Here is an 11,867-nt window from a genome sequence, read left to right on the forward strand (position 1 = left end):
AAATGATCTGATTCATGTTATAATCTTTAAACATAAGGATACCTCCGGTTTTGTTATGACTTGGTCGTTCTAGCTTAACCTGAAGGTATCCTTTTTTTATCGAGAAATCAAGACCGTAGTGTCTTTATCATGGGTTGATCGTGAAAAAACAAGAGACGCCTGCGGGAAAAGCAAGAGCTGAAGATCCACTGCCGCTGTTTTGCGGCGGTTAGCTGAAGCCTTGCCCGCGGCAAGCGATTGGCATTGGAAGGATCAATCCCCCTCGTACAGAAAGCCCTTACCAAAAAATGGTAAGGGCTTCTTTTGATTCTGGTTTTGTCCCAGCCTCGTCTGCTGCTTGCAAATCACATATTTTCCAGCCTATTACGTGCATACCGTAACTTCGATCAAACACGCGGCAGATGGCGAAAAGCTGCCGGTATAATTAGCAGGGAAAGAATCCCACCTGCGATCGACAGTACGGCAAAACTGGAGGCTCCCAGTACCATACCTGAAGCAGCTCCTCCAGCCGTCCCGGCCAGGGCAGTGAAAATATCCGCTCTCCCCTGCATGGACGCCCGCAGCTGCTGCGGTACTGCATCGATAATGTACGCCGTGCCGCTCACGAACCCAAAGTTCCATCCGAGTCCAAGCAGCACGAGGGCAGCTGCCATCCAAAAAAACGATCCTCCGGGTGCTGCTGCAGAAACAATCCCGGAAATGAATAGAATGCCACCGCCTGCTGCCGCTGTTTTTGCCCGCCCCCACGTATCCGTCAGCCATCCGGAAATCGGGGATGGAAGATACATCGCGCCGATGTGCAGACCGATGACAATACCGATTTGACTTAAGCTGTGTCCGTGATGATCCATGTGTACCGGCGTCATCGTCATCAGCGCAACCATCACCAGCTGGGAAATAACAATGATCATCGTTCCTGCTGTCAACACCCGGCGGCTGATTGTTCCAGTACCAGTGTCCTGCTTCTCTTTCTCCATGGCTCCCGCTGTCAGAAAGGGATCCGGCTTCAGCCACGTAAATAGGATGACAGATGCAGCGGAAAAAGCGGCTGCAGCTAAAATAAATGGCCCTGTTAATGGGGACAGCCCCATGACCCGCGTCAGCGGTTCCGTCACATCGACAGCTGCCGGACCGAGCACGGCTCCTGCCGTTGTTGCTGCCAGTACAATGCTGATGGCCCTCCCCCGCCTTGCAGGCAGCGCCAGATCGGTACCTGCATACCTGGCCTGCAGATTGGCTGCGGTACCCGCACCATAGATAAACAACCCAGCAAAAAGAACCGGTACAAGATGAAAGGCTGACCCTGCGATGACCAGCAAGGAGCCTGCTGCGCCTGCGGCAAACCCTGCTGCCAGTCCTTTTCGCCTTCCCGCTTTTTGAGATATGCTTCCGATGAACCAAGCTGCCAATGCGGAGCCGAGGGTGAATAATGCCGATGGAATTCCGATGACATAGTCGCTTGCGAACATCTCCTCCGCAAGCAGCGCTCCTGTCGCAATGCCTGCCGCCAGGCCCGCTCCACCGAACATTTGTGCAGCAGCTGTGACAAACAGAATTTTTTTCTGCAGAGAGGCATACTGTTCATTTTGATGTGTCGGCATGATATACGCTCCTCCATCTTCTCTCATGAGCATTATATCTGGAATTATTCTATAATGGAAATGTATATTTATCATAGGATGTATGACATTTGGTAATAGGAGGCCGCATGGACATTGAACTGTTTCGTACATTTCTGACCGTCGCCCGACTCGGAAGCTATTCCGCAGCAGCAGAAGCTCTATCCTTGACCCAGCCTGCCGTATCAAGACAAACGGCCAGGCTTGAAGCCTATTTTCAGACGCCTCTCTTTTACCGCGCAGGAAGAAGAACCCTGCTGACGGAAGCAGGAATCGAAGTGAAAAAACGAGCCGAAGAAATTTTGAACCTTGTCGAGGAAACAACGCACACGATCGAAGCTATGCAGACGCACGCCTCCGGTACGATCCATATCGGGGCCAGTACTACCATCGGCAATTACAGTCTTGCACCGATGATGCTCACTTTCCGGGATATTCATCCACAGGTTGATGCTCATCTTCACATACGTCCTACGAGAGACATCATGGAGCTGCTGAGGGAGAGGAAGGTGGACGCTGCAGTGGTTCCGTACACACCGGAAATAGAACTCTACAAAGCCATCACTTACGTGCAGGACGAAATTATGTTTACAGCCGCTCCTCATCATCCTGCTGCACGGAGCAGCACGCTCTCCTTGAACGATCTGCTTCAAACAACGTGGGTGGTGCGCAGCGCAGAATCCAACACCCGGCAAACCGTAGAGAAACAGTTGAAACAAGCAGGCATCAAGCACCCGGATGGACTGAAGCTCGACACAACGGAAGCCGTCAAACAGGCGCTTCAGACCGGGAAAGGCATATCCTACATGTCCAAAATGGCGGCTGAACTGGAGTGGCAGAGCGGAAGTCTCGTACCGCTGCACGTAGACGACTTCTTCTGTTTGCGTACCTTTTACCTGCTTTCTCCGGACCAGCCTTATTCTTCTGCCGCACTCGATCGTTTCAGCACGTTTCTGACGAAAGAAATTAAACTGCCCCGCTACAAAACCTTTCTGTAGCAATGGACATGAAGGCAGTACTGCTCTCTGTCAGAGCAGCGGGGCTGGTACAGCAATGGGATAAGCGTCTTTTGGTCAGTAAGGCGTTTCCCGAAGGCTTGCTGCGGTAAAAAGGGGTTTTTCATTCCTTCTGGGATGCCGTTTTTTTTCCTATGGTATCTTCTGCTTTTTTACGAACTCATACAGAAGAACGCTGCCCATGATCCCGAAAGGACCGCCGCCAGCGTTTCGTATGTAGAGAGGAATAACGAAATCAGCTCATCCGGTGAATGGACGGAACCTCTTGATCGACATGTCGCCAAAGCTGGTTGGTGGGGAACGGAAGGCCGTCGGAGAAAGCAGCAGTGTAAGCTGCCCGGCGTTCATCCGACGGTCGTTTGACGCCATGCCAGGGGCATACCATGCCCAGCTGACCATACAGTCTTCTCATACAGAAGGCCCTCACCTAAAAATGGTGAAGGCCTCTTTGATTATGCTTTTTTCCAGCTCCGCTGCTGTTTCTGCTCCGGTTTCTATCCGAGGGAGCCGGAGTGACCTGCGTTAATCCGGTGCTTCGTTGATTTCTTCATCGGCGTTGTTCATCTCCAGGTTTTCACCGGTGTCCACGTTTTCGGCATTGTCATTTTCCGGACTGCAAGCCGCAAGCAGGAAAAAGACAGCGCCGGGGATCATCCATTTTTTCATCGTGACCTCCTCTGCATTGCTTTTTCTGTCTTTTCCCATTGTCCGCCGCCACCAAACCTGTTAACGCTGCCCGGAAGCAGCAGTACGTGAGGATCGGCGGATACCCGCTGCCTCCCCCTGCTTTAAGTAAGCGCCCTCTTCCTGCGTCCACTTCATCATGTCTTGTTCAAATACCAATACGACGGTGGAACCAAAGCCGAAGGAAGCCAGCCTCTCTCCTTTTGTTAAATAAGCGCGCGTGTGGTGGTACCGGACACTATTCACATGGACGGCTCCAATTTTGATGACAAGCACGCAGCCGCCTGCTGTCTTCAGCTCTGTTATCAGTCTGTAATTTTCAGAGAGGGGTTCCTCCCTGTGCTGAAAAGCCAGATCGTTGACTGGTCCGGAATATTCGCCGAGCGCCCACCGCCTGCTCACTTCCCCTGAGAGAGGTGTGTGTATATGGTGATAGTCGTTTGGCGCAAGATAAATCACGCCATACGATCCGCCTTGATACTTTTCGATCATTTCGGGAAGACGGATCAATTTTTCCAGCGTATGACGCCTTCCTTTCACCTCAAAAGTCGTATTATCCGTGAGAGCTCCCGCCGCAGTAAGCACCCCGTCCACTGGACTGACGACTGCCCGCTCCAGCATGGAAACAGGCCGTGCCCCTTCTTTCAGGCTGCGCTGAAAGAACTTTTGCAGGGATCCATAGGACAACGGCCGCTTCTCCAGCTCCCCTTCGTCCATGTTGTACAATTTCATAAATGGCGGAATCAGCATCCGACTGAATGGATGCTCTGTCAGCCGCTGCAGCAGCCGATTGTAGAACGGATTTTCCGTCAGCTGCAGCAGCGTTTCAAATGTTTTCTTTTCCAAGCTGCGTCCACCTGCTTTCCACGTAGTTCGTGATTGTTATGATATCATGAAATCAGAAAAGCTCCAACGGACACGAAGAAAAAGGAGTTGCTGCAGATGCATGTTATTTTATCCCATAACAATCTGGACTTCGATGCGCTTGCTTCGATGATTGCCGCTCAGAAGCTGCATCCCGAAGCAAGGCTGATTCTGCCGTCCAGAACGACCTCCGAAGTGGATCATTTTATCACGATATACAAAGATGTATTTACGTTCCTCCGACCGCACGAATGCTCATGGGAGGAAGTAGAGCACATTACACTGGTTGATACGTCTATTCTCGACAGACAAGTACCCGGCTTCCTGAGTGACAGGCCCATCAGCATCTATGACCACCACCTGGAACAGGAACCGCTCTTCCCCCAGCTCGTCCATTATGAATGTGAAGCCGTAGGCGCTTGTATAACCCTGCTTGTGGAGAAACTTCAGGAAAACCATATCCGGGTGAGCCCGCTGGAAGCTACCATCTTTATTCTCGGACTGTACTCCGATACCGAATCTTTTACGCTTCCGGGGACAGTGCCGAGAGACCTGGAGGCTGGTGCGTTTCTGCTTCAGCAGGGGGCTAACCTGCGGGTGATGAATCAATTCCGGGAGGTGCCCCTTACCGAGGATCAGCAGCGCCTTTTCCAGGACCTGCTGGAAAATCAAGAAACGCATTCCATTCAGGGAATAGACGTGATCACGACCGCTCTGGAACAGGAGCATTACACTGGTCATCTGGCGCATATCACGAGTAAACTGCTTCAAGTAACAGGCGTGGATGGTGTTGTTGCGGTCGTCCGTATGGGACGCAAAACATTCATTACGTGCAGAGCGGCCAGTGAACAAGTCGACTTCCGGCCGTTGATGGCAAAGCTCGGCGGCGGCGGTCATGCACAGGCAGCCAGCGCCTCCATGAAAGACAGCGGTCACCTGCCCGTGCTGGAGACCGTGAAACAGCAGCTCGATCAGCTGACGCGGCCGGCCATGCGCGCTGCTGACATGATGAGTTCTCCCGTACGTGTGATTGCCCCCGAAACCCCAGTGGATACGGCGGCGAAAATGATCTACCGTTACGGCCACAGTGGATTTCCTGTTGTGGCTGATGGCGGACTCGTCGGGATCATTTCCAGAAGGGACATCGATAAAGCACTGCATCACGGCCTGGGCCACGCTCCGGTGAAAGGATTCATGCAGCACAGTCCGGTCTGGATCGATGAAGATGTCCGTCTGGAGAAAATCCGGGCGATTATGATGGACAAACAGGTCGGCCGGCTGCCTGTCCTGAGAGACGGTGAATTGATTGGCATTGTTTCCAGATCCGATGTCATCGCCATGCTTCACGGTCACCACGTTCATGAAAAATCGGGAGACGCTGCCCCGATCCGGCAGCAGGTATCCAAACGAATGGAACAGGCTCTTGCCCCTGCACTGCAGACGGAACTGCACCGCATCGGGCAGACAGCAGATAAAACCGGCCTAAGGGCTTATTTAATCGGAGGAATTGTCCGGGACATGTTTCTCGGTATTGCAAACGAGGATCTCGATGTTGTCGTAGAAGGGGATGCGGTCACCTTTGCAGAATCGCTGAAAGAGGCATACGGCGGGTATGTAAGGCCGCACCCGGCTTTCCGCACAGCTGGCTGGCGGACGCCGGACGGTGTGAAGGTCGACCTCTCCAGTGCAAGAATTGAATATTACGACTTTCCTGCTGCGCTGCCGGCAGTCGAACCTTCTTCCATCAAAGAGGATTTATACAGAAGGGATTTTACGGTGAACACCCTCGCTGTGTCGATCAATGAACCGACGTACGGAGAGTTGATCGATTATTTCAATGGCCTGCAGGACCTTCAGCAAAAAAGACTGAAAGTCCTCTACAACTTGAGTTTTGTCGAAGATCCAACCAGAATTCTCCGGGCACTTCGTTTTGAGACCCGCTTCTCCTTCAGGATGGAGCCGCAGACGAAGTTTCTTGCGGAGGATCACCTTTCACTGCTTTCTTCCGTCTCGCATGCCAGGCTGTCAGATGAGCTGAGCAGGCTATTTAAGGAGTCAGATCCACGCATGGGAATGGAGCGGCTGCTCGCGTTCCGCATTCATTCACGATTATTCTCCAACACGAGAAGCGAAAGAAGTGCTTCTGCAGCTGCCAGACGTCTGCATCGGCTGGCCAGGCTGTTCCACGCTGATCTGGTCTGGATCTCCTGGCTGTGCTGTCTTGTTCAGGCGGAAAAAAGCGCTCTTGCACAGCTCGTGCCGTTCCACCAGAACAAAACCGAAAAAAAACTAGTAGAGAAATGGATCGCCTGGATGGAGAAAGCAGAACATTTCCGTACAGAAGCGGAGATGCACCAAGTGTTCCGCGGAATTTCAGACGAAGACATCCTCCCTTTCGCCGCCTTATTCCTCTCCCCGTCTGATAGCAGCAGATGCCTGCGGTATTTATATAAACGAGCGGAAGTAAAGGAATGGGTCAGTGGGAAAGACTTGCTGGAGGCCGGATGGAAGCCAGGACGGTATTTCTCCGAAGCGATACTCGAAGGAGAAATTTTAAAATTATCCCGACCGGATCTGTCGAAAAAAGAAATCATTACACAGATGGAAGATCGATATGTCCAGGTGTAAACTGTGGCTGCTGCGAACGTCTGCATACCAGTTCAGCAGACGGTGCGTCGAGGTTCTGCCTGCCTTGACAGTTGTCACCTCTCGCCTTCTGCCTCATCATCCGAGCTGAGCGTCATTCTTTCGTCGTAGAGATCTTCAATAAACAGATCGTCCTCTTCATACAGGTTGATTACCTGGTTGGAAGTGAAAATCAGCGGCTGGTCAATATGTGCCTGTGGTATCTGCACAACATGGCCGATTCGTCCATCGGAGAGAAGGACCTGTGTCCCAGTATAAGTCCGGATCATGTAGTGCAGAAAGGGGATGCCAAGAATGGAGCACAGTTTCCCTTTATACATTTCTTCCTCCAGAATTTTCATTCCGGTGAATGGGGTCGCCCCCTGATGGTAGCTCCGGTCGGAGGTAACAGCATCATAAACATCCGCGATGGCTGTGATTCGAGCTGCTTCCGACAGCTGCTCCCCGGCGGCTCCTTCCGGGTACCCGCTCCCATCCAGTCTTTCATGATGGGAGAGTACGGCGCTGTGCAGATACGGGATTGTTTCGTATTCCTGCAGCATGTCAGCTCCGTGTATCGGATGTTTTTTCACCTCCCGGAATTCCTCTTCAGACAGCCGCTCCGGTTTCCGGATGATGTCTTCAGAGATGAATAATTTTCCGATGTCGTGAATGAGTCCGGCGCGTCCGGCCTCCAGCACCCGCTCGTCAGAAAGGCCGTTTACTTCGGCAATGAGCGCACAGAGGATACCGACGTTAATGCTGTGACGATACGTGTACTGATCGTGTCCTTTCAGCTGCTGCATGGTCCGGAATATGCTCCTCGAAGTCCGTATCGGCTCGAGCAGGGTATCGAAATAATCTAGGGCGTCCTGCAATTTCTGCCTGCGGGTCAGCTGATCTGCCGTAAAAACCGCCGTCATCCGCTCGAACTGTTCTTCATATTTTTCTCCGATGGAGGGATCGATCTTCTCCAACCGGCGCTGCACCTGCTGGGGAACCGGCGCCGTCTGAAGGACCGGGATGCTTTTAATGCCGTGCCTGCGGAATAGACGAATGTGACGAGAGACAATCAGGGTATTTTTCCGGACCAACAGCACACCGGCTGTAGAGAAAACGTCCTGGGCTGTATAGCAGTCCAGCATTCGCTGTGCATGCTTTTCTGTTGATATCCAATCCATAATTCCCCTCCTTCATAACTACTGCTATTCTACCTTACGTTTCCATCCATATCCACTCATCGCTCTCTTTGCGGCAGGATTGAAATTGTGGTAGTTTATATACGGACGTATCATTTAAAGGAGGCACTAACATGAGTGTACATATTGGAGCACAGCAGGGAGAGATTGCCGAGGCGATACTGCTGCCGGGAGACCCGCTGCGGGCGCAGTATATTGCAGAAAACTTTCTTGAAAATCCAGTGAAATACAACGATGTTCGTGGCATGTACGGATTTACGGGGACGTATAAAGGAGAGCGTGTTTCCGTACAGGGAACCGGCATGGGCGTTCCGTCCATCTCGATTTATGCGCATGAACTGATCAATGAATACGGAGTGAAAAAACTGATCCGGGTAGGTACGTGCGGCGCGATTCAAAAAGATGTGCAGGTCCGTGACGTGATTCTCGGCATGAGTGCAACAACCAATTCCGGAGTCAACCAGCATCAGTTCAATGGCATTGACTTTGCACCGACAGCGGATTTCGATCTGTTAAAGCGTGCTTATGACGGAGCGGTGAATCAAGGGCTGCAGGTCCGCGTCGGAAACGTCTTCACGAGCGACATTTTCTATAATGAAGACGAGAACCTTATTCCGATGCTCGCACGTCATCAGGTGCTGGCAGTAGAAATGGAATCCTCTGCTCTTTACACGATCGCTGCGCGATTCGGTGTACAGGCACTGTCCGTGCTGACCGTCAGTGACCATATTATTACCGGGGAGGAAACATCCTCACAGGAGCGGCAGGAAACGTTTAATGAAATGGTGCACGTAGCACTGGCTGCAGCCATCGACGAAAGCAAATAAATCACGGAACCCCTGCCCCAGGCAGGATCCTACACCTTATGCTTTACGAAAACCGCCGAAATAACTTTTCGGCGGTTTTTTAGGTTGTTGATGAATCTCAAAAAGCGGTGAGGTCTTCTTTGCTTTATCTTTTTCCCCGCTTACCGGCGGAAACTTCCCCTGGGCTTGCCTTCCACTATGGAGGCTGGGACAAAACAAGAATAGAAAGAAGCCCTTCGCCTTTCGGTGAGGGCTTTCTGTATGAGAGGGGTTGATCCTTCCAATAACCATCGCTTGCCGCGGGCAAGGCTTCAGCTAAGTGTCGCAGCTACAGCGGCGGGGCATCTTCAGCCCGTACGATCATCCCGCTGGCGTCCCCGCTGGACACGGTGGACACGGTGGACACGGTGGAGAGAAGGAAAGTTTCTTCTTTGTAGGAACGATGTCATAGCAGACCAAATGCCGCAACGCGCTTTTGTTTAAGAACATGCTGCCGTGTTCTCTTCTTCTTGTCATAGCCGACACGGTTATGCCAATGCTGGAGCTGCAGAAGGGCGGCTCCGGGAGCATCAAGGGCTCCCTCTGGAGAGCGTTCCTTCGAGAGCGGAAGCAGCCAGGGACAGCTTCGTTTGTTTTCAGAAAGGGAGAGCCAGCAGAACACCTCCCTGGAAGAAGACACGGGAAAGCTCCCGGACAACATCCCCCACAACGTGCGCCTTATCAGCTGCTGCGTCTGCCTTTCGCCACGGGAAAGAAAACCCGAAAGGAATTGAAAAATTTCGTTATTCGAAATATAATAGCGGCAGTTCCCTAAATCAAAGGAGGCAGAATCATGCGAGGCAGATTGATCGTTTTAAACAAAGATGAAGATACGTTGTCCGTCATTGATGCAGAAACCGGCAGAACAGAAACGAAAGTGGAAACAAGCCACAATCCACATGAAATTGTAGTGACGCGAGATCAGAAGAAAGCGTATATTGCATGTTCCCTCGGGAATACGCTCGATATTCTCGATACGACGGACTGGACGATCGAGAAAAGCTTGACGCACCCTTCTTTTTCTTTCCCTCATGGGCTGGCCCTGTCACCAGATCAGCGCACGTTGTATCTCGCTTCTACTTATAACAGCCATCTGTTCAGAATCAATACAGAGGACGATACGATCATTGATGTGCAGCCCACCTTCCAGCGTCTCTCCCACATGGTGTCCTTATCTCCGGATGGGTCCCGCGCCTATATACCGAATATAGGAAGCGACAATATCACCGTCTTTGACACCGAAAATCTTTCCTTCGTCACGCACATTCCAGTAGGTGCTGAACCGGAAGGCATTGCTGTACACCCTCTGCACCCGCATTTATACGCTTCGAATCAAAAAGACGGCACGCTGCACGTGATCGATACCAACACGTGGGAAACGCTTTTTAAGCGCCGCATCGGCAGCGTTCCGGTCAGACTCGTGTTTTCACCGGATCAGCGCCACGTTCTGACTGCTAACCGGGAGTCCCATGATGTATCGGTCATTGACACGGATTTCATCCTCCAGGGAGAAAGCAGTCCACGAGAAATCAAACGAATTCCGACCGGCAGATGGGCAGGAGGAATCGTGTTCGACGATGCCGGCGCTTATGCCTTCGTCGCTAATAATAAAACCAACGATGTCTCCGTGATCGATACTGTATCCTGGAAAGAGACTGCCCGGCTGGATGCCGGCATTCATCCGGACGGAATAGCGTGGCTGCCGTAATGCAACAGCGAGAGGCTGTTTATGTTATAATAAAAATCGCTCAAATAAGCGTTTTCAAAGGAGGCAGATCAGGATGAAACACGTAACGCTCAACAACGGAGTAACGATGCCGCAGCTCGGTTTCGGTGTCTGGCAGGTGGAAGACCACGAAGCAGTAAAGGCCGTTAAGGAGGCCGTGAGGGTCGGCTACCGCTCGATTGACACAGCCATGATCTACAAAAACGAAACAGGGGTCGGCCTTGCGCTCAAGGACGTAGAGGTTCCTAGAGAGGATCTATTTATCACGACCAAAGTTTGGAACAGCGATCAAGGATATGACAATACACTCCGTGCCTTTGACGAAAGCATGGAGCGGCTCGGTCTGGACTATGTAGATCTGTATCTTATTCACTGGCCGACGCCGGAATACGATGACTACGTAGACACGTACAAAGCCATGGAAAAGCTGTACCATGACGGCAGAGTGAAAGCCATTGGTGTCTGCAACTTTGACATCGATCACCTGCAGCGCCTGCTTGACGAATGTGACGTGAAGCCGGTTCTGAACCAGGTAGAGTGCCATCCTTTCCTTGCTCAGAATGAGCTGAAAACGTTCTGCCGTGAGCACGATATTTTCGTGGAAGCATGGAGTCCGCTCATGCAGGGAGGCGAAGTACTGAATCATCCTGTTGTACAGGGAATTGCAGGAGACCATAACAAAACCGGCGCACAGGTTATCCTCCGCTGGCACCTGCAGCATGATACTATCGTGATACCGAAGTCCGTGACACCGGAACGTATTCAGGAAAACTTGGACGTCTTCGACTTCGAACTCTCTGATGATGAAATGGAGATTATTAACAACCTCGACCGCGGCATTCGCAAAGGGCCGAAGCCTGCAGAAATGAATGTCAGGTAAGGAACAGCCCTCTGCTTCCTCCAACCCGCGGGCAGGAGGAAGATCTTCGCTGGACGGCGGTAGGCGGCCGAACGTCGCGTAAAGCCGCCGTCCCCCTGTATGAAAACTTATACTCCCTCTTTCTACTTTTTCAAAAGCGCAGTATCTTCATATATCTTCGAATTACTCTACCGGCCGTTTAAAATAAAGCTTTCTCACAAACTGTTTTTTTCATTTTTAGGATTATGTGGTAAATAAGGGTCCATCCGATGACTCATGGTTAAAAATACCAATTATTTCTCTGACCTATGGTCGCACATGTGGATCTCCACGCTGCTCACGGTGGTGTACCCTCCCACGTCTCTCGGAGTCTTCGCTCCTACATTCCTTCGTTCAACCTATCCGTGAGGTGGAGGTCGGAAATGCTTTC

9 protein-coding genes are annotated in these 11,867 nt (G+C 51.6%); 5 read left to right on the top strand and 4 right to left on the bottom strand.

Annotation, left to right across the window (positions count from 1 at the left end; all coding sequences use genetic code 11):
* Positions 1-386: 386 nt before the first annotated feature.
* A complete protein-coding gene (locus G477_RS0114655; RefSeq protein ID WP_026698569.1) occupies positions 387-1,601 on the bottom strand; it encodes an MFS transporter in 1,215 nt (404 codons plus the stop codon).
* Positions 1,602-1,708: 107 nt separating this feature from the next.
* On the opposite strand from G477_RS0114655, the gene G477_RS20615 reads away from it, so the two are divergent.
* Positions 1,709-2,617 (top strand): LysR family transcriptional regulator, encoded by a 909-nt coding sequence (locus G477_RS20615; protein ID WP_051288068.1) that lies wholly within the window; start codon positions 1,709-1,711, stop codon positions 2,615-2,617.
* A 540-nt stretch (positions 2,618-3,157) separates the two neighbouring features.
* On the opposite strand, the gene G477_RS0114665 is transcribed toward G477_RS20615, so the two are convergent.
* Together G477_RS0114665 and asd are read right to left on the bottom strand one after the other, a co-directional pair.
* Positions 3,158-3,301 carry a hypothetical protein gene (locus tag G477_RS0114665; RefSeq protein ID WP_156897369.1) on the bottom strand — a complete coding sequence of 48 codons (144 nt, stop codon included), beginning with the start codon at positions 3,299-3,301 and terminating at the stop codon, positions 3,158-3,160.
* Positions 3,302-3,361: 60 nt separating this feature from the next.
* Complete coding sequence (asd, locus tag G477_RS19785) at positions 3,362-4,165, bottom strand: archaetidylserine decarboxylase (protein ID WP_051288070.1); 804 nt, start codon at positions 4,163-4,165, stop codon at positions 3,362-3,364.
* A 96-nt stretch (positions 4,166-4,261) separates the two neighbouring features.
* Here asd and G477_RS19790 point away from each other — a divergent pair, with 96 nt between their 5' ends.
* Complete coding sequence (locus G477_RS19790) at positions 4,262-6,811, top strand: CBS domain-containing protein (protein ID WP_051288072.1); 2,550 nt, start codon at positions 4,262-4,264, stop codon at positions 6,809-6,811.
* A gap of 74 nt (positions 6,812-6,885) precedes the next feature.
* On the opposite strand, the gene G477_RS0114680 is transcribed toward G477_RS19790, so the two are convergent.
* Entirely contained in the window at positions 6,886-7,989 is a 1,104-nt protein-coding gene (locus tag G477_RS0114680) for an HD-GYP domain-containing protein (protein WP_026698571.1), read from the bottom strand.
* Positions 7,990-8,120: 131 nt separating this feature from the next.
* On the opposite strand from G477_RS0114680, the gene deoD reads away from it, so the two are divergent.
* The 3 genes from deoD to G477_RS0114700 all read left to right on the top strand — a co-directional run bounded on the left by deoD (position 8,121) and on the right by G477_RS0114700 (position 11,458).
* Positions 8,121-8,834: a purine-nucleoside phosphorylase gene (gene deoD, locus G477_RS0114685; protein ID WP_026698572.1), complete on the top strand. Its 714-nt coding sequence runs from the start codon at positions 8,121-8,123 to the stop codon at positions 8,832-8,834.
* An 811-nt stretch (positions 8,835-9,645) separates the two neighbouring features.
* A complete protein-coding gene (locus G477_RS0114695) occupies positions 9,646-10,560 on the top strand; it encodes a YncE family protein (RefSeq protein ID WP_026698574.1) in 915 nt (304 codons plus the stop codon).
* A 73-nt stretch (positions 10,561-10,633) separates the two neighbouring features.
* A complete protein-coding gene (locus G477_RS0114700; RefSeq protein ID WP_026698575.1) occupies positions 10,634-11,458 on the top strand; it encodes an aldo/keto reductase in 825 nt (274 codons plus the stop codon).
* The last annotated feature ends 409 nt before the right edge of the window (positions 11,459-11,867 follow it).

Origin of the sequence: Alkalicoccus chagannorensis DSM 18086 (genome assembly GCF_000429725.1) — a bacterium.
Classification (GTDB): domain Bacteria; phylum Bacillota; class Bacilli; order Bacillales; family Salisediminibacteriaceae; genus Alkalicoccus; species Alkalicoccus chagannorensis.

What these genes read in the sequence shown, in the direction of transcription:
- G477_RS0114655 (WP_026698569.1), bottom strand. Translation starts at nt 1,601, where the DNA reads ATGCCGACACATCAAAATGAACAGTATGCCTCTCTGCAGAAAAAAATT.
- G477_RS20615 (WP_051288068.1), top strand. Translation starts at nt 1,709, where the DNA reads ATGGACATTGAACTGTTTCGTACATTTCTGACCGTCGCCCGACTCGGA.
- G477_RS0114665 (WP_156897369.1), bottom strand. Translation starts at nt 3,301, where the DNA reads ATGAAAAAATGGATGATCCCCGGCGCTGTCTTTTTCCTGCTTGCGGCT.
- G477_RS19790 (WP_051288072.1), top strand. Translation starts at nt 4,262, where the DNA reads ATGCATGTTATTTTATCCCATAACAATCTGGACTTCGATGCGCTTGCT.
- G477_RS0114680 (WP_026698571.1), bottom strand. Translation starts at nt 7,989, where the DNA reads ATGGATTGGATATCAACAGAAAAGCATGCACAGCGAATGCTGGACTGC.
- deoD (WP_026698572.1), top strand. Translation starts at nt 8,121, where the DNA reads ATGAGTGTACATATTGGAGCACAGCAGGGAGAGATTGCCGAGGCGATA.
- G477_RS0114695 (WP_026698574.1), top strand. Translation starts at nt 9,646, where the DNA reads ATGCGAGGCAGATTGATCGTTTTAAACAAAGATGAAGATACGTTGTCC.
- G477_RS0114700 (WP_026698575.1), top strand. Translation starts at nt 10,634, where the DNA reads ATGAAACACGTAACGCTCAACAACGGAGTAACGATGCCGCAGCTCGGT.